Annotated in this window: 14 protein-coding genes and 1 tRNA gene; 10 read left to right on the forward strand and 5 right to left on the reverse strand. The window is 47.6% G+C overall.

From position 1 onward, the window contains the following. Positions 1 to 158 precede the first annotated feature (158 nt). The 5 genes from speA (at position 159) to ACKU40_RS00925 (ending at position 6,495) form a co-directional block, all read left to right on the forward strand. A complete protein-coding gene (gene speA, locus ACKU40_RS00905) occupies positions 159 to 2,072 on the forward strand; it encodes a biosynthetic arginine decarboxylase (RefSeq protein ID WP_320174664.1) in 1,914 nt (637 codons plus the stop codon). 39 nt (positions 2,073 to 2,111) lie between these two features. Further along, on the forward strand, positions 2,112 to 3,302 hold the full coding sequence (locus ACKU40_RS00910; RefSeq protein ID WP_320174665.1) for a saccharopine dehydrogenase family protein: 1,191 nt from the start codon (positions 2,112 to 2,114) through the stop codon (positions 3,300 to 3,302). Next, complete coding sequence (gene nspC / locus ACKU40_RS00915; RefSeq protein WP_320174666.1) at positions 3,302 to 4,468, forward strand: carboxynorspermidine decarboxylase; 1,167 nt, start codon at positions 3,302 to 3,304, stop codon at positions 4,466 to 4,468. The genes ACKU40_RS00910 and nspC overlap by 1 nt, the downstream gene beginning before the upstream one ends. Positions 4,469 to 4,507: 39 nt before the next feature. Continuing rightward, positions 4,508 to 5,380, forward strand: a complete 873-nt coding sequence (speB, locus tag ACKU40_RS00920; protein ID WP_320174667.1) for an agmatinase — start codon at positions 4,508 to 4,510, stop codon at positions 5,378 to 5,380. 236 nt (positions 5,381 to 5,616) lie between these two features. After that, positions 5,617 to 6,495 carry an EamA family transporter gene (locus ACKU40_RS00925; RefSeq protein WP_320174668.1) on the forward strand — a complete coding sequence of 293 codons (879 nt, stop codon included), beginning with the start codon at positions 5,617 to 5,619 and terminating at the stop codon, positions 6,493 to 6,495. A gap of 177 nt (positions 6,496 to 6,672) precedes the next feature. On the opposite strand, the gene ACKU40_RS00930 is transcribed toward ACKU40_RS00925, so the two are convergent. After that, positions 6,673 to 6,747 (reverse strand) — tRNA-Val (locus ACKU40_RS00930). Between the two features lie 249 nt (positions 6,748 to 6,996). On the opposite strand from ACKU40_RS00930, the gene ACKU40_RS00935 reads away from it, so the two are divergent. Then, on the forward strand, positions 6,997 to 7,401 hold the full coding sequence (locus ACKU40_RS00935; protein ID WP_320174669.1) for a MerR family transcriptional regulator: 405 nt from the start codon (positions 6,997 to 6,999) through the stop codon (positions 7,399 to 7,401). Positions 7,402 to 7,459: 58 nt separating this feature from the next. On the opposite strand, the gene ACKU40_RS00940 is transcribed toward ACKU40_RS00935, so the two are convergent. Next, a complete protein-coding gene (locus ACKU40_RS00940) occupies positions 7,460 to 8,185 on the reverse strand; it encodes a hypothetical protein (RefSeq protein ID WP_320174670.1) in 726 nt (241 codons plus the stop codon). Positions 8,186 to 8,449: 264 nt separating this feature from the next. Here ACKU40_RS00940 and ACKU40_RS00945 point away from each other — a divergent pair, with 264 nt between their 5' ends. Further along, positions 8,450 to 10,621: an AsmA family protein gene (locus ACKU40_RS00945; RefSeq protein WP_320174671.1), complete on the forward strand. Its 2,172-nt coding sequence runs from the start codon at positions 8,450 to 8,452 to the stop codon at positions 10,619 to 10,621. 154 nt (positions 10,622 to 10,775) lie between these two features. After that, entirely contained in the window at positions 10,776 to 11,045 is a 270-nt protein-coding gene (locus ACKU40_RS00950) for a hypothetical protein (protein ID WP_320174672.1), read from the forward strand. Between the two features lie 50 nt (positions 11,046 to 11,095). On the opposite strand, the gene tdh is transcribed toward ACKU40_RS00950, so the two are convergent. Together tdh and ACKU40_RS00960 are read right to left on the reverse strand one after the other, a co-directional pair. Then, the gene (gene tdh, locus ACKU40_RS00955; protein ID WP_407944327.1) at positions 11,096 to 12,124 is read right to left on the reverse strand and encodes an L-threonine 3-dehydrogenase; all 1,029 of its coding nucleotides are present in this window, start codon (positions 12,122 to 12,124) and stop codon (positions 11,096 to 11,098) included. A 27-nt stretch (positions 12,125 to 12,151) separates the two neighbouring features. Then, positions 12,152 to 13,342, reverse strand: coding sequence for a glycine C-acetyltransferase (locus tag ACKU40_RS00960; RefSeq protein WP_320174674.1), 1,191 nt, complete (start codon positions 13,340 to 13,342; stop codon positions 12,152 to 12,154). Positions 13,343 to 13,573: 231 nt separating this feature from the next. Here ACKU40_RS00960 and ACKU40_RS00965 point away from each other — a divergent pair, with 231 nt between their 5' ends. Next, positions 13,574 to 14,035, forward strand: a complete 462-nt coding sequence (locus tag ACKU40_RS00965; RefSeq protein WP_320174675.1) for an Lrp/AsnC family transcriptional regulator — start codon at positions 13,574 to 13,576, stop codon at positions 14,033 to 14,035. A gap of 17 nt (positions 14,036 to 14,052) precedes the next feature. On the opposite strand, the gene ACKU40_RS00970 is transcribed toward ACKU40_RS00965, so the two are convergent. Next, complete coding sequence (locus tag ACKU40_RS00970) at positions 14,053 to 15,165, reverse strand: hypothetical protein (RefSeq protein WP_320174676.1); 1,113 nt, start codon at positions 15,163 to 15,165, stop codon at positions 14,053 to 14,055. 170 nt (positions 15,166 to 15,335) lie between these two features. On the opposite strand from ACKU40_RS00970, the gene ACKU40_RS00975 reads away from it, so the two are divergent. Continuing rightward, positions 15,336 to 17,618 (forward strand): ATP-binding protein, encoded by a 2,283-nt coding sequence (locus tag ACKU40_RS00975; RefSeq protein ID WP_320174677.1) that lies wholly within the window; start codon positions 15,336 to 15,338, stop codon positions 17,616 to 17,618. Positions 17,619 to 17,780: the final 162 nt, after the last annotated feature.

Here is a 17,780-nt window from a genome sequence, read left to right on the forward strand (position 1 = left end):
TGGTTACTGTGTTGAGTCGCCAATAACCCCGGCAGGGTGGAAAAAGTGTTGACTTTTGTCTATCATATCCCTAATTCCGCACTTACCAAGGTTGTCTCTTTTGAGACTCCCCCCATCCGGGAATTCTTTCCCATAATTAATGAATGGAGGGTTTATGAGTGACCCCAATACTGGAAAGGTGGACTGCAGATAAGTCCACGGAACTCTACGGTGTCCGTGAATGGGGCGCCGGCTTTTTCGGTGTGTCCGAAGAAGGGGCTCTTCAGGTAACAGCCAATCCCGGCTGTTTTGAAAATGCAGTCAGCATCCCTGAAATCATTGCAGGTATTCAGGAACGCGGACTGGATATGCCTGTGCTTCTTCGCATCGAGAACATCCTCGATACTCAAATCTCACTTTTAAATGAAAGCTTCCTTAATGCTATCGATCTGTTGCAGTACAATGGATCGTATCTTGGTGCTTATCCCATCAAGGTAAATCAGCAGCAACAGGTTGTTGAAGCAGTTACCCGTCATGGCGAGAAATATCACCATGGTCTTGAGGCCGGCAGTAAGGCTGAACTCATTGCCGCCATGGGTATGTGTCGCGATACGGAAGCTGTGCTCATCTGCAACGGCTATAAGGATGAGGAATTCATCGATCTGGGGCTCTATGCCACCCAGCTTGGATTCAAGTGCGTCCTCGTGGTTGAAATGCCGGGTGAGCTGCCGCTGATTATCAAGCGCGCCAAGGCAAGGGGAATCAAACCTATCCTGGGTGTCCGGGTCAAGCTGTCCTCGCAGGCTGCTGGACTCTGGGCCGAATCAGGCGGAGACCGTTCTATTTTTGGTCTGAACGCCACCCAGATCATTGATGTTATCGATTCCCTCAAGGAAGCGGATATGCTGGATTGCCTGCAGCTCCTGCATTACCATCTTGGTTCACAGATTCCCAATATCCGTGAAATTCGAAGTGCCGTAGCTGAAGCCAGCCGGGTTTATGCCGCGCTGGTGGGCGAAGGCGCGAACATGCGCTACATCGATCTCGGCGGAGGACTGGCCGTTGATTACGACGGTACCCAGACCAACTTTATGAGCAGCCGCAACTATTCGCTCAACGAATACTGCATCGACGTTGTGGAAGGCGTCATGACCGTGCTCGACGAGCAGGGAGTGGAGCATCCGACCATTATTACCGAGTCGGGCAGGGCGCTTGTAGCCTATTACTCCATGTTGCTGTTCAACGTGCTTGATACTGCACGTTTTGAGCCTGATCCGTTGCCTGAGGTTCTTCCCGAAGACGCCAACATTCATATTCAGCACCTCTTTGATGCGTTAAAGTCGCTTAACCTGCGTAATATTCAGGAAAGCTTCAACGACGCTCTCTATTATCGTGATGAAATCCGTCAGGCATTCCGTGGCGGAAAGATCACATTCAGGGAACGGGCCATGGGCGAAAACGTTTTCTGGGAAGTGGTGCGCCGGATAAATGTGCTGATCAAGGACCTGCCGTCATTGCCGCAGGAAATTGAGGGAATAGCTCACGCCATATCCGATATTTATTACTGCAACTTCAGTGTGTTCCAGTCCCTTCCGGATGCCTGGGCCATCGGTCAGCTTTTTCCCATTATGCCTGTGCACAGGCTGAATGAGAAGCCGACCCGTGAAGGCATCCTTGCGGACATCACCTGTGACTGCGATGGCAAGATTGACCGTTTTATCGACAGCCAGGGAGTCAAACGAACGATGCCCCTGCACGAACTTAAAGAGCACGGGGAATATTACCTCGGAGCCTTTCTTGTAGGGGCGTATCAGGAGACTTTAGGCGACCTGCATAATCTGCTCGGTGACACCAATATTGTCACCGTGAAGATCAAGGAGAAAGGGGAATTCGACTTTGTCGGGGAATTGGAGGGAGATACTGTGGAAGATATACTTTCCTATGTTGAGTATGATACAAAGTACCTTCTGACCAGATTCCGGGAAACTGCAGAAAATGCGGTTCGTGACAAACGTATCACCCCCACCGAGCGCAGGGAGATCCTTCAGGCGTACAAGAACGGCCTGCAGGGTTACACTTACTTTGAAAGATAAAACAATCCCCGCGTTCGGGGTATATATGAGGATTCAATCATGTCCAAAGTTCTGATCATCGGTGCCGGAGGTGTCGGAAGCGTAACCGTGCACAAATGTGCCATGCTTCCCGAGGTGTTCACTGAAATTCATCTTGCAAGCCGCACACTCTCCAAGTGTGATGCCATTGCTAAATCCGTCAAGGAACGCACCGGCGTTGACGTTCCCACCTATCAGGTGGATGCGGACAACGTGCGCGAAACCGTCGAACTGATCAACAAGGTCAAACCAGACCTGCTGGTCAACCTTGCGCTGCCCTATCAGGATCTGCCGCTCATGGACGCATGTCTAGAGGCCGGTGTTAATTACCTCGACACCGCCAACTACGAACCGCCGGAAGAAGCCAAGTTCGAATACAAATGGCAGTGGGCTTATCAGGAGCGTTTCAAGGAAGCCGGACTCATGGCCCTGCTCGGTTCCGGTTTTGATCCGGGTGTGACCAACGTTTTCGCTGCCCATGCCCAGAAGCACCATTTCGATGAAATCAACGAACTGGATATCATTGACTGTAACGCCGGGGACCACGGGCAGGCTTTCGCCACCAACTTCAACCCCGAGATCAACATTCGTGAGATCACCCAGCGCGGGCGCTATTGGGAACGCGGTGAGTGGGTTGAAACCGATCCCCTGTCATGGTCAATGGATTACGACTTCCCTGAAGGCATCGGCAAGAAGAAGTGTTACCTCATGTACCACGAAGAACTGGAATCACTGGCTCTGCACCTCAAGGGACTCAAGCGTGCGCGCTTCTGGATGACCTTCGGTGAACAGTACCTGACCCATTTGCGTGTTCTGGAAGGCATCGGCATGACCTCTATCGACCCCATTGAATACAATGGACAGATGATCCAGCCCCTGCAGTTCCTCAAGGCAGTACTTCCCGAGCCAGGTTCCCTCGGTCCGTTGACCAAGGGCCGTACCTGCATCGGTAACGTCATGAAGGGCATCAAGGATGGTAAAGAGAAGAAGATGTATATCTACAACCTCTGCAGCCATGAATCCGCTTACGAAGAAGTCGGTTCTCAGGCTATCTCCTACACTACCGGTGTTCCTGCAATGATCGGCGCCATGCTCATGGTTACCGGAAAATGGTCCGGCAAAGGCGTTTTCAACATGGAACAGCTTGATCCTGATCCGTTTATGGAAGCCCTTAATAAATACGGCCTGCCCTGGAATGAAGTGGTATTCTAGTGAAAAAGAGTGCTTATGGCTTCAACCCGTTTGAAGCGAAAACACCGTGCTATATCGTGGACGAGGACCTTCTGGAAAATAATCTGGAGGTCCTCGCCTCTGTTCGGGAGCGGGCCGGATGCAAAATTCTGCTGGCCCTGAAGTGCTTTTCCATGTTCAGCACCTTTCCGCAGTTGGCAAGAAAGCTTGACGGGGTCTGCGCCAGTTCACCGCACGAGGCAAAGTTGGGGCGTGAGGAATTCGGCAAGGAGGTTCACACCTTTGCTGCCGCATATTCTGAATCAGATATTGTTGAGCTTTGCGAAACCAGCGATCATATAGTTTTTAACTCTTTTGCCCAGCTGGACAATTTTCGGCCGGTAATCCACGAGTATTGTTCCGGGGAAGGGCGGACCATCGATATGGCCGTGCGCATCAATCCGGAACATTCCGAAGGAGCCGTCCCTATTTACGATCCGTGCTCTCCCGGTTCCCGTCTCGGAATCCGCAGGGCGCATTTTGACGCCGACAATCTGGACGGTGTGATCGGCCTGCACTGGCACAACCTCTGCGAACAGGATGCCGACTGCCTTGAAAGGACAATCGCGGCGGTCGAGGCCAACTTTGCCGATGTCCTGCCTCGTATGAAATACGTTAATTTCGGGGGTGGGCACCACATTACCCGTGAAGGGTATGATGTGGACCTGCTGGTCGATCTTATTGTCCGTTTCAAAGAAAAGTGGGATGTGGACGTCTATCTGGAACCCGGTGAAGCCGTGGCCCTGAATAGCGGGTTTCTCGTGGCTACAGTCCTTGATGTGACCGAGGCAGACATGCCTATTGTGATCATTGATTCCGCTGTGCCCTGCCATATGCCTGATGTGATCGAAATGCCGTATCGTCCCCATATCGTAGGTTCCGGCGAGGCCGGGGAAAAAGCATGGACCTGCCGTATCGGCGGTCCGTCCTGTCTCGCGGGTGATGTCGCGGGAGAATACTCCTTTGACGAACCTCTCAAAACCGGTGACAGGCTGGTTTTCACGGATATGGCGATCTATTCCATGGTAAAGACCAATACTTTTAATGGGATACAGCTTCCATCCATCTGTTTGTATAACTCACGTGATGAAAATATCCGCGTAGTGCGCGAATTCGGCTATGAGGATTTCAAAACCCGTTTATCGTAGTCCCGGAAATTTTGCCGAAGACTAGGGGATAATCTTTGTATGGAAACATATTTTCTTGAGGGAGAAATTCCCAATTGTGAACCGGAAAAAGCCGTTGTTCACGTCATTCCGGCTCCACTGGAAACTTCGGTTTCATACGGGGGCGGGACTTCTGGCGGTCCTGCGGCGATCCTTGAGGCTTCCATTCAGTTGGAACTCTGGAACGGACGTTCATGTCCGGCGGAAGCAGGAATCCATACCGCGTCTTTCGCTGACTGTTCAGGAGACACCGAGAACAGTCTTGGAGCAATCGAGAAGTCGGTTGTTTTCGCTCTTGAATGCGGCGCTGTGCCGTTCGTGATAGGCGGAGAACATACCGTGACCCTTGGCGCTTTGCGGGCTTTGAAAAAGGAGCACGGAACCTTTGGAATAGTCCAGTTTGACGCCCACGCTGATCTACGCTCTAGCTACGAAGGCGACCCTTTAAGCCATGCTTGCGTCATGCGCCGTGCTGTTGAAGATCTGGGTCTTCCGGTCTTTCAGCTCGGTGTGCGGGCTTTGTGTGTGGATGAGGTTGAATTTCGCAAGAAAAGTTCTTTGGTTTCTGGAATTGATGCCAGAGCGCTTTATCTCAATGGAATTCCGGAATCCCTCCTGCCTGATAATTTCCCCGAGAATATCTATATCAGTTTTGATGTAGACGGGCTTGATCCTTCCGTTATCCGCGCAACTGGCACTCCCGTACCCGGCGGGATCAGCTGGCACGATGCGCTCAGCCTGATTGAAAAGGCTGTAGCGGGACGAAAAGTTATTGGTGCGGATGTTGTTGAACTGGCTCCTCAAGCTGGAGATCATGCATCTGACTTTGCTGCTGCCCAGTTGGTTTATGAATTGATCGGGCATTGCGTTGAGTCGCAGGAGAGCAAAAGCTGATTTTATTTTGTAATGTTTTTCAGATTTGCTGATTCGGGCCGTTCTCGTAAGGGGGGCGGCCTTTTTATTTATTATTTTGCTCCAGATTCATTCTTTGACGGCAAGCGCTCAAGGGATGTATGTAAGAGCCCTCACCTTATAAGGATGCCAACTTGGGTAGGGTGTCCGTCTTAATTTCTATCGAGACACTCTCCGTGCATCTAAGCTGCTTTTTTTGCAAATGAGGATTATCAAATATGCAGGGGCTACCCTTTCTTCTGGTTCTTCTTTCAGCCGTGGCCCACGGCTATTGGAATTTTCTGTTTAAACAGGCTGAAAACAAAGATGCCTTTTTGTGTTTGAGTAAAATTCTCGAGCCACTGATCTATCTTGTTCCTTTTATGTTTGCCTTGAATGTCTGGGGAGTTGAACTGTCTTCGTTATGGTACGTGGCTATCGGGATGCTGCTGGCTGTGGCCAACTATATGTGTCTATCTGGCAGTTATAAACTGCTTGATTTGACAATTGCCTATCCGGTTTCGCGATCCAGTACGGTTTTTCTCCCGTTTCTGGCTTTTATCTTTCTTGGTGAACATATTGATGTCGTGGGATGGTGTTCGGTCATTCTGGTTTCACTCGGGGTGGTGTTTATTCCTCTTAACGAGTTCAAATTTCCCGATTTATCGGACAGGGCTTGGGTGTCGCAAAAGGGTATGGGGTTGGGAATGATATTTGCTGTATTGGCGGCTTTTACCGTGGCCCTGTACACCCTGTGGGGTAAACTCGCGATTCAACATATGCATCCTTTCATTTACATGTACTGCTACACTCTGGCTGCAAATGTTTATTTTTTACCTCTATTGAGGCGGCTGGATCGAAGTGTCATCCGCCGGGAGTGGGAAGTGAACAAATGGCGCATTATTGGAGTGTCTGTGCTGAATACCTTGTCCTTTGTTCTTATTCTTTTCGCTCTGACTTTGGGCAAGGTGACTTATGTTGGAGCCTTGCGCCAATTCAGTCTCGTGGTCGGAGTAGGGCTTGGATGGTTGGTGTTGCGTGAGGTTGTAACTGTTCCACGGATTGTCGGGGTGGGGCTGGTAATTGCCGGTGGGTGCCTGACCTATCTTGCGAAGTAGGTCCAAGCAGGTTCTCGCTGCGTAAAAGCATAACAGAGTAGAGAATAAAGCAACTCCGCTTCCTTGTCCCCAATGAGAGCATCCCTCCTGCCGGGCGGGGAACCATATCGTTTCTCCTACTGGTCTCCCCAAACGAAAAAAGGACTTAAGAATTTCTTCTTAAGTCCTTGAATCTTCTGGTAGGCACGAGCAGCTTTGAACTGCTGACCTCTTGCGTGTCAAGCAAGCGCTCTCCCCCTGAGCTACGCGCCTATTTTTTTGTGCCGACTCGCTGTCGACGAAGAAGGTTCTACGTAAGAGGGCCTCTGCTGTCAAGCAGGTTTTTTTAATTTTTTTAATGATTCTGTGTCTATTCCTAAATAGCCAAGTCTTTTAGGGGGTTGTGTGTGCAGTCTGGCCTGTCGTTTTAGTGGATATTCCAATTACAAATTATGATTATCAGGAAGATATTTGTCTGTTTTGGCTTTTCTAAGGGATAGCTCTCTGATACTAGTTTTTTCTATGAGCGGGCAGAGTGAAGAAAAAATATATAAGATCGGGCAGGCAGCGAAGCTTGTGGGTCTGAAATCGTACGTGTTGCGGTTTTGGGAGGGCGAGTTTGAGCAACTGGAGCCGATTCGAACGGAATCCGGTCAGCGTTTGTATAATGACGGGCATATTGCATTGATCAGCCGGATCAAGACTTTGCTGCATGACGAAGGTTTGACCATTGAAGGGGCGCGTAAGCGTCTTGATTCCCCTGATGATGGGGCTGGAAATGTTTTTCAGGACACAGGCTCTTTAGCTTCAGATGTCGTATCCCAGATGCCTTTGTTCAGCCACGAAGAGTCCAAGGATGCGCTGGATAAAGATGTCTTGCGTGAAATCAGGGATGAGTTGCTGGAAATTAAGGATTTGCTGAAGTAACTATCTTTTTATTAAAAGAAAAAGGGGAAGAATCGAATTTGTCGATTCTTCCCCTTTTTTATTGCAACGGAAATTTACGGGTGTCCCGTGAATGCAGATAGAGGCAGAAGGCGGCAAAAGCAGCCAGAAAACCGGGCAGCATTGGTTGCCAAGGTATTTTATGGAAAACCGGGATAACCATTGACGCACCATAGAGAGTGGCAAAGCAGGCTATAAAAGAAAGATAGAATGAGCGTGAGAGTGCTCCTGCCGCAGCAATTGCGATTCCGGTCCAGAATATTTTTTCCGGCACAATGTGCGGGGTCAGCGTGTAGACCTTCCATGAAATCAGCATGGTACCGCCGGCGATAAGTGCCTCAAGAATTGGTGAATATTTGTTCTGATCCATGAGGTGCATGATTGCACGGGGCAGCAGGAAGCAGGAATACACACACAGCCCCAGCGACAAAGGGAATATGTAGAAGAAAGCCTTGGTCATGTAAGCCGGGTCGGGATCTGGGTTTAGCATGTTTGGTAGAAAGCCCTGAGAGTGGGCGTAAAACATAAATGCCCCGATGAGCACGGCAATACTTGGCCAGAGAATGGTTCCGGGAACCTTTCTGTGTGGCTTGAGTTTGAATTTTTTTGCAATGATGAGCGGTATTATCGCCCCGAATACAGCCATGTGACCAAGGCAGAAGTACAGCAGGCTGGTGTCGCTCATCTTGCGGGCGAATCTATGTCCGATCATTTTGGGCCAGTCCGCACCAATCAAGTGGTCCAGAAGGCCCGGCATTTTAACCATTGTCACTAAGTATAATACATAGGCGGCTATGCTCGCCAAAAGTAGAGACCTCTTATTTTTCATGAACATTGTTTGCCTCATTCTAACGCTCTTGGCAAATCCTTCTTGGAATTTATTTTATGGTAATATTACAGGTAAGCCGCTTTTTATATTTAATAGTTTGATTTTCTCTTCCGAGAAGATATAATTTGTTTTGTATTTGATGATATCGAGTAGATTTTTATAAACGCTGCCCTTAGCCAACGCTAAACGGAGAGTTTGATAATGAGTAAAGCAGTTAAAATTATTGGTGCAGCAGCTGCGGGATTGGTCCTGCTTGTGGCTGTGGCGATGGTTCTGGCCGTAATTTTGATTAATCCTAATGATTACAAAGGTGAGATCGCGGATGCTGTGCGGGATAAGACAGGTCGAGAGCTTGTTTTTGACGGCGACCTTGAGCTTTCGGTTTTTCCGTGGATCGGGGTCAAGACCGGAGGAATCTCTCTTTCCAATGCAGCCGGATTTTCAGAGAAGAATATGTTCAGCCTTAAATCAGCTGATGTCAGCCTCAAGCTTTTGCCGCTGATTTCAGGCAAGGTTGAGCTTAAAAATGTTGATGTTGTTGATCTGCAGTTGTTCTTGATGCGGAACAAGGCTGGAGTTACCAACTGGGATGACCTTGCTGGAGATAAAAAGGGCGCCCCTGAAAAGAAGAAACCGTCTTCTTTCGGCAAAACAGAACTTAACCTTTCCGTTGGCGGGGTAAATATTCAGAATGCCCGTGTTGTCTGGGATGACCGTAAGGAAAATGTCCGGCAGGCAGTCGACGATTGCGATATAGTTGTTGAAGGATTTGCCCCGGGCAGCCCCTTTGATTTCAATGTCCATGTGCTTCTTTCTTCTACTAAGCCAGAAGTCAAAGCAGATATCAATACAACAGGTAAGGCATCAATTTCTGCAGATTTTAAGAAGCTCAGCGTAAAAGGGTTGAGTGTTGTGGTTGATGCAAGCGGTAAGGCTGTTCCCGGCGGCAAGGGGCAAGTCAAGGTCTCAGGCGATGCGGCTCTTGATATGATCAAGGGAAGTGCCGATGTTGCCAGTCTGGTGCTTGAAGCTTATGGCCTGAAGGCACAAGGATCACTTGCTGCAAAGGGCTTCAATTCCAAGTCCATGAGTTTTTCAGGTGATATGAGTATCCCCGGTTTCAACTTGAAGGAGACTCTGGATAAAATGGGTATGGGGTTGAAAACAGCTGATAGTAAGGCGCTGACTTCTGTAGGAATGGATTTCAACTACGCGGGTACTAATAAGTCAGTAGAAATCAAGGATCTGCAAATTAATCTCGATGAAACTACCATTAAGGGATTGTTCTCATTTGCCAACCCGGAACGTCCAGATATTCTGGCTCAGCTCGGCATTGATAAAATTAATGTGGATAATTATCTGCCTCCTGCAACAGATAAGCAGTCTGAAAAAAAAGAAGAAAAAACTGTTGAAGAGAAAGCTGACAAGTCTAAAGAGGGGCTCCTTCCTGTGGACTTGCTGCGTAAGCTTACCCTTAAAGCGGATTTGAACATAAAACAGCTTATTGCCAAGAAAGCTAATGTAACTGATATAGTTGTCCGTGCCCGTGCCAAGGATGGTGTGCTGACTGTAAAACCTGCCTCATTTAATGTGGCCAAGGGGGCTTTCACTTCCTCTGCTGTTGTGGATGTGCGCGGTAATGATCCGCTTATGTCCGTGACTGCCGGACTTACCGGATTGGATGGTGCAGACCTTTCGCAGCAGATGACTGGTGAGGATAAGTTCTCCGGACATATGAGTTTTAATACCGGCCTGAAAACAAGCGGTAACGATATGAAAACCGTATACTCCAACCTTAACGGAGATTTTGGATTTAAGGTTCTGGACGGTTATGTCTCCGGTTTTGACCTTCTTTATCTTGCCGGGGATGCTTTCTCTGTTTTGACCGGGGGAGCTTTAGGAAAACGGGACAGCAAGCGTACTGAGTTCGGCGAGGTTTCGGCCACTGCTAAGATTAAAAACGGCGTTGCCGACAACCGCGATCTGTTGCTTAAATCTCCGCTGCTGCGTGCTTCCGGGGCCGGTAATGTTGACCTGAATACGATGAAAATTGATTACGAGTTGGACGCGAAGGTTGTCGGAACCCTCGAAGGTCAGGGCGGTAAAGGCATGCAGGATCTCGTAGGGCTGACCGTTCCCATGACAATCACAGGCGATGTCGCCGATCCTTCTGTAATGGTTGATTTGCCGCGTTTTGCAGCCATATTAGCCAAGTCCGGTTTCAAGGTTGTGGGTAGCGTTATTGAGGGTGTTGGTGATGTGCTCGAGGGCATCGGCAATACTTTTACCGGAAAGGAAAAGTCCGGTTCCAGTGGCGAAACCCAGAAGAATCCTGTTCAGGAGCTTGGTGGAGCTATTAAGAAATTGTTTTAATTACCTCAGTAACAGTCTGTTAGTCTTTGAAGCGGGTCGTCTTGTATTAAGGCGGCCCGTTTGTTTTTATATGGCCTGACAGGATCTGGCAGAGAGTGACTGTTGCAAAGTATAGCCTATATCTAATTAAGTATAGTTATAGGGAGTCGTATAGATGAGGGAGAATGTTCTTTATGATGTTCTGGTTCGCGAAATGAACCATGTGAAATCCGGAATGAAATGCCCGGAAAAGGCCGCTTTGTGTGTGATGAATGAATTTGCCCATGAAAGCGTTTATGTTTCAACTCGATTCTTGAAACACGCCGGTTTGGCCACAAAGGTGGCTCAGCTTAAGGATTATGGTGTGGAAACGGCTGATATTGCTGAGCGGTTGGGAATCAGTAAGCGGCACGTGCGTAGGCTCTATGCCTCAATGAAGAACTGATGGGAGGAAAAGAATGGGCAGCCGGTTGATATCGACTGCCCATTGATAACTTATTTAGTCCAGTCGAGAATAACTTTTCCGGACTGGCCGCTGCGCATCACATCAAAACCTTTCTGGAAATCGTCGATTTTGAAGTGGTGGGTAATTGCGGGAGTTACATCAAGGCTGGACTGGAGCATGGAAGCCATCTTGTACCATGTCTCAAACATTTCACGGCCATAGATGCCTTTGAGTTTCAGTCCCTTGAATACTACCTGGTTCCAGTTAATGGCAGTGTTGTCCGGGAGAATGCCCAGCAGGGCAATGTTGCCGCCGTGGTTCATCTTGTCCAGCATCTCGCTGAATGCTACGGGGCTTCCGGACATTTCAAGGCCAACGTCAAAGCCTTCCGTCATGCCCAGTTCGTTCATGACGTCTTCCAGTTTTTCCTTGGTAACGTTGACGGTGCGGGTTGCGCCCATTTTGCCGGCCAGTTCAAGACGGTAGTCGTTGATATCGGTGATGACGACGTGTCTTGCTCCGGCATGGCGGGCAACGGCGACAGCCATCATACCGATGGGACCAGCCCCGGTAATGAGTACGTCTTCGCCAACGAGGTCAAAGGAAAGAGCAGTGTGGACCGCATTTCCAAGGGGATCGAAGATGGAGGCTTCATTGTCGCTAATGTTTTCATTCAGCTTGAAAACGTTGACAGCGGGAACGCATACGTATTCGGCAAAGCAGCCGGGACGGTTAACGCCTACACCGATGGTGTTGCGGCAGAGATGGCGTTTGCCTGCGCGACAGTTACGGCAGTGGCCGCAGGTAACATGGCCTTCTGCGGATACACGGTCACCAAGGGCCAGTCCCTGAACTTCGCCGCCCATTTTTTCGATGGTACCGACGAACTCGTGACCAACAACCATGGGTACGGGAATAGTCTGCTGTGCCCAGCTATCCCAGTTGTAGATGTGGATATCTGTTCCGCAGATAGCGGTTTTCTTTACTTTGATCAGAACATCGTTATGACCGCATTCCGGAACCGGAACTTCTTCCATCCAGATGCCTTCTTCGGCCTTGCTCTTAACGAGGGCTTTCATGGTGCTCATTGTATTTTGCCTTGTACCTTATTTAATGATCTCAAGTTCACGGCCGACTTTGATGAATGCATCAACCGCTCTGTTTACCTGTTCCGGAGTATGTGCGGCGGACATCTGGGTTCTGATGCGAGCCTGTCCGCGCGGTACTACCGGGAAGCTGAAGCCAATAACGTATATGCCTTCTTTGAGCAGTCCTGCGGCCATTTTCTGGGCCAGAACAGCATCGCCGAGCATTACAGGAATGATTGGATGGTTGCCGGGTACGAGGTTGAATCCGGCTTCTTCCATACGGGTGCGGAATATTTTGCTGTTTTCGTTAAGTCTTTCACGGAGTTCCGGCTTCTCTGCAATCATATCCAGAACAGCAATGGAAGTGGATGCAATTACCGGAGCAAGAGTGTTGGAGAAGAGGTAGGGGCGTGATCTCTGGCGCAGCCATTCAATGATTTCTTTGCGACCGGAAGTGTAGCCGCCGGAAGCACCGCCGAGTGCCTTACCGAGAGTTCCTGTGATGATGTCGACTCGGTCCAGCACTCCACAGTATTCAGGGGTACCACGTCCGTTTTCACCTATGAAGCCAACTGCATGGGAATCGTCAACCATGACCATAGCGTCGTATTTGTCGGCCAGGTCACAGATGGATTTAAGATCGGCAATGATGCCGTCCATGGAGAAGACCCCGTCGGTGACGATCAGTTTATAACGGCAGTCAGCAGCAGCTTTAAGCTGTTCTTCAAGGTCGGCCATGTCGTTATTATTGTAACGAAAGCGCTGGGCCTTGCAGAGGCGGACGCCGTCAATGATTGATGCATGGTTCAGGGAATCGCTGATAACCGCATCTTCTTTGGAAAGGATTGTTTCGAAGAGACCGCCGTTGGCGTCGAAGCAGGAGCTGTAAAGAATTGTGTCTTCGGTTTTGAGAAATTCGCTGATCTTTTTTTCCAGGGCTTTGTGGACATCCTGCGTTCCGCAAATGAAACGTACTGAAGAAAGTCCGAACCCGTACTTATCCAGAGCCTTTTTACCCGTTTCAATCAGATCGGGGTTGTTAGCCAGTCCCAGATAGTTGTTGGCACAGAAGTTGAGAACTTCCTGACCGCCCTTAACCGAAATAAGGGCCTGTTGCTGGGATGTTATGATTCTTTCATCTTTGTAAAGGCCATTTGCTTTCAGCTCTTCGGTTTGGGCTGAAAGTGCCTGAAGTAAATTATTTTTCATATACGTTTCTCCCTTCCAGTAATAGTGTTGCTACGCGTTATTTAAAAAACAACATACTAAATTGTGTCAAGCAAAATTTACACAATAAATTTTGTGCGAAAGTTAAAAATAGCTCTGTTTTGATAAAATCGCATTAATGAAATCAGATATTGACGGAATTGTTATTTTCCTCCTATGTATGTTTCATTAAATGATAAAAAGTGAATTTATTTTAAGTAAAGGAGATTTCGCGTGAAAGAGCGTCCTTTGGTACTTGATGATGTAGACCGCAAGATTATTGAAGAATTGCAGCGTAATGGGCGAGAGTCGTATAAAAATATCGCTCGTAAGCTTGGAGTATCCGACGGAACAGTGCGCTTGCGTACAGAACGGATGATCAAAAATGATTACTTGAGAATTACTGCTTCCGTAAACCCTCTCTATTTTGAAAACAGTCTTATCGCCATGGTCGGTATTAACCTTGAAGAAAGGGCTAACCCCGATATCATGGAAAAAATGGCTAATGTCCCCGGAGTTCAGTCTGTAATGAACGTTTCCGGACGATTCGACCTCCTTGTTGAAGTCTTTGTTTCCTCCCGAAATGCTTTTCGCCAGTTTCTGGTTGATGATTTATCTAATGTCGGCGGCGTAAAGTCGACTGAGACTTTCATGTTTCTTGAAGCTGTTAACAAATGGGCAGAACATAAGGAGTAGCAGTGGCTGCTCCTTAATTAAGGTCTAAGAAATCTTATATTGCCGTTTTTGTAAGGATCAATCTTCAACTGCCCGTCCGGGCAGGCTCCACGAAAAGCAGGATCACTACAGTCTAACCTCTGTGATGGTCTATACAGGCGTTGCTGGATCAACTGGATTTTGCGTTTACGTTTGCGGCGTAGTATATCATCTACGCTTTTTACGTGTTCGTCCCAGCGTTTGTAAGCCCTGTATGTCTTACTGAGACTTTCGTAATCAACTGTCTCATCCTTGCGTCTGATCCCGAACAGGTTAAGCATTCTGCGGACAAAAGTTTCCTTGGGCTTAATCTTGATTTTTACATGGGCTTTATTGAGCTTCTCTTCGTGGTTGTTCGTTTCTTTGTCTTGTTTTTGTTTGTCCTTGATTTTGATGGCGGTAATGGTTTGCTGCAGGTCTTTGATCCGGCGGGACTTTTGCTGTTCTACTGTTGTGTCTTTTTTTGAAAGTTGCTGGTAGTCCAGTGATAGGAATACATCTCGTCCGGTTTGCAGTAATATCAGATCATAGACCGAAGCCATGTTCATCTCTGCATATGGCTGATGGTAAAACATCTCTTCTTCAACTTCCCTGATATCCCGTTGGGTATAATCAATCTTTCCGCTGCGGTATGCTTCGAGTACAGCCTTCAGAGCCGGAGATGGTTCAACTTCTCCAGCTTTGACCGCCTTGCCGCCCGATTTGATGATGGCAAGGTCTTCCCTGCTGACCGAATAATCAATTTCGGTGTCGGTTTTATTGGTGTGGGTTGGGAGGGTTCCGTTTTTTACCCTTTCGATGATTTCCTTCAATTCTTTTGAAGGTCTTATCTCGTCAGCCTTTTGAGGATTGACTTTTTCCTTATTCGGAATTGGTGCCAGTCTTGGCTGCAGGATATCTGCTTCAATGATTTCTGTATTATTGTTGATGCTAAAATTAAGACTGAAGCTTTCGTTGCTGTTCGGGGCTTGGTTTTTCGTGATGTTTTTATAAGGAATGGCTGCAGCAACAGGAGATACGGGCAATAGCAATATCGCAGCAGTCAGCATTAAAATCACGATTGTTTTGGTGCGAAGTGTTGCAGTTTCTGGTGCGAATTGCCGTATGGGCATGCTTCATCCTTGAATAATATTGCTGTTAAGACTGGTTTTTAGTTTTAATTAATTGTTTTATTACAAAAGAATCTTTTATCCTTTAGCAATTTATGTCAATATACGCTAAAGAGTTCGTGTTCAAAAAGAATTTTCATTTATCCCTAGCGACATTTACTCCGGTGGAGAATATGGTCAAATTTTTTAAAATAAGAAAGGGCCAGGTCCTTCCATACAAGCTTCTTGTATATATTTTAATTTGCAGTTCCTTTTTTACCATTCTCGGCACCAGCGTCCAGCTGTATATGGAGTACCGCAGTGATGTCAGCGAGATACAAAAAGGGTTCGGCCAGATTGAGCACAGCTACGTCAATACGATTGCCGCAAGTCTTTGGGATATCAATATAGACCATGTTAAAATTCAGCTTGAAGGGGCTTTGAAACTTCCGGGTATGCGTTATCTTGAGGTTGTTGAAATGTCGTTCGGATCTGTTGACCCGGTGGCATTTATCGGTAAAGTCCCTGCAGGCGGCAATGTTATTGAGAAAAATTTTCCACTGGTCCATGTCATAGACGGGAAAAGTGTTGAGGTCGGGCAACTGCGTGCAGTGGCTGATCTGGACAATGTTTTCAAGCGGTTGCGTTTGAGAGTCTTTGTTGTTCTGCTTACTCAGGCAGTTAAGACCTTTCTAGTCGCTCTTTTCATCCTCATGATTATTCATTATATGGTCACCCGTCATTTGCAGACCATGGCTGAATATGCTCAGGAGATGGATATCAGCACCCTCGGCCGTGAGCTGGTGCTTAAGCGGCGTAAGAAAAATTCCAAACCGGACGAGATTGACCGCGTTGCTGAAGCTTTCAATGAAATGCGCCTTAATTTGATTCGGGATATTGCAGAGCGTAAGAAAGCTGAAGAAGCTTTGCGGCAGTCAAATATGATTGTTGAAAAAAGTCCCATGGTTCTTTTTAAATGGAGAAACGAGTACGACTGGCCTGTAGAGCTTGTTTCCCAGAATGTCAGCCAGTTGGGATTTGATGCTGATGACTTTATGTCCGGCAGGATCAAGTATGGTGAGGTTATTCATCCTGATGATAAAGCCAAGGTAGAGGAAGAGGTTCAAGGTTTCATTGATACCGGTGTGGACCATTATAGGCACGAGTACCGGATTGTTGATCCCACCGGACGGGTTTACTGGATAGCTGACAGTACTGTTGTTGTCAGGGATGATTCAGGAAATGTGACTTCATACCTTGGTATTGCCTTTGACTTTACGGAAAAGAAGACTGCTGAAAACGAATTGGCCCGGTTGCGCAACCTGCTTAAAAATACCATTGATTCCATGCCGACAATGCTGGTCGGTGTCGACGAATCCCTGCGTATCAACCAGTGGAACAGATCTGCTGAAGAAGATACCGGACTGACCTATGAACAGGTCTGGGGTATGCAGTTAATGGATGTTTTCCCCCAGCTCAAAGACGAGCGGGGCCTGATTATGGACTCGGTTGAGAAGCTTGAGGTCCGGGAGAAGAATAAGATTCCGTTTAATTCGGACGGGCATATCCAGTATAAGAATATCAAGATTTATCCCCTGCTTGAAAGTGAAGAAGGACGGGGCGCAGTTGTGCTTATTGATGACGTGACCATGAAGTCTCGCCTTGAAGATATGATGATCCAGACCGAAAAGATGATGTCCGTAGGTGGGCTTGCTGCCGGTATGGCTCATGAGATTAACAATCCGCTGGGCGCAGTTCTTTCTGGGGTGCAGGGAACTGAAAGACGTTTATCTCCTTCTTTGAAGAAGAATATAGAAGTTGCCTCTGAACTGGGACTGGATTTGAATAAAGTCCATGAGTACATGGATAAGCGTGGTATTCTCGGTTACCTGCGAGGTATCAGCGATGCAGGCCGCAGGGCGGCTTCAATTGTTCGTAATATGCTTGAATTCAGTCGTAAAAGCGAGTCTTCCCGTAAACAGGTTCAGGTGAAAGGCATACTCGAAAAATCTTTGAGCCTTGCGGAAAATGACTATGACCTTAAGAAAAAATATGATTTTAAAGTCATTGAAATCCGCAGGGACTACGAACAGAATCTGCCCTCCGTAAATATTACCGAAACTGAGATTGAACAGGTCTTTTTGAATATTTTCAAAAATGCTGCTCAGGCTATGGCAGATAAAGAATTTAATGGGGAACGTCCTACTTTGACTTTGAGAACCCGGAAGGACGGTGATTTTGTGCGCGTTGAAGTAGAGGATAACGGTCCGGGAATGGATGAAGATGTTCGTAAAAGGGTTTTTGAGCCGTTTTATACTACCAAGCGCGTAGGTCTTGGAACAGGGCTTGGGCTTTCAGTTTCCTATTTTATTATTACCCGTAATCATGAGGGAGAATTCCTTGTTGAGTCTGAGGAGGGCAAGGGGTCAAAATTCATAATAAGATTACCTGCCGGTGATCACCATGAAAATGCATAACCAAGAAGTTAGATAAAGTCTTACTAGAAAGCCTTCTGCCTGTCAGAAGGCTTTTTTTTGTGTTATGATATTGGTTAGGTGGATTATAATTCATAATTCCGTGTGATTCACTTAAGTAATTCCAGTTTGGAACGATATATAGATAATATATCATGAGTGGTG

The organism is Maridesulfovibrio sp. (assembly GCF_963666665.1).
In the GTDB taxonomy this organism is placed as follows: Bacteria; Desulfobacterota; Desulfovibrionia; order Desulfovibrionales; family Desulfovibrionaceae; genus Maridesulfovibrio.

Coding starts and splice junctions, on each gene's coding strand:
- ACKU40_RS00910 (WP_320174665.1), top strand. CDS start 2,112: ATGTCCAAAGTTCTGATCATCGGTGCCGGAGGTGTCGGAAGCGTAACC.
- speB (WP_320174667.1), top strand. CDS start 4,508: ATGGAAACATATTTTCTTGAGGGAGAAATTCCCAATTGTGAACCGGAA.
- ACKU40_RS00925 (WP_320174668.1), top strand. CDS start 5,617: ATGCAGGGGCTACCCTTTCTTCTGGTTCTTCTTTCAGCCGTGGCCCAC.
- ACKU40_RS00935 (WP_320174669.1), top strand. CDS start 6,997: ATGAGCGGGCAGAGTGAAGAAAAAATATATAAGATCGGGCAGGCAGCG.
- ACKU40_RS00940 (WP_320174670.1), bottom strand. CDS start 8,185: ATGGTTAAAATGCCGGGCCTTCTGGACCACTTGATTGGTGCGGACTGG.
- ACKU40_RS00945 (WP_320174671.1), top strand. CDS start 8,450: ATGAGTAAAGCAGTTAAAATTATTGGTGCAGCAGCTGCGGGATTGGTC.
- ACKU40_RS00950 (WP_320174672.1), top strand. CDS start 10,776: ATGAGGGAGAATGTTCTTTATGATGTTCTGGTTCGCGAAATGAACCAT.
- tdh (WP_407944327.1), bottom strand. CDS start 12,124: ATGAAAGCCCTCGTTAAGAGCAAGGCCGAAGAAGGCATCTGGATGGAA.
- ACKU40_RS00960 (WP_320174674.1), bottom strand. CDS start 13,342: ATGAAAAATAATTTACTTCAGGCACTTTCAGCCCAAACCGAAGAGCTG.
- ACKU40_RS00970 (WP_320174676.1), bottom strand. CDS start 15,165: ATGCCCATACGGCAATTCGCACCAGAAACTGCAACACTTCGCACCAAA.
- ACKU40_RS00975 (WP_320174677.1), top strand. CDS start 15,336: ATGGTCAAATTTTTTAAAATAAGAAAGGGCCAGGTCCTTCCATACAAG.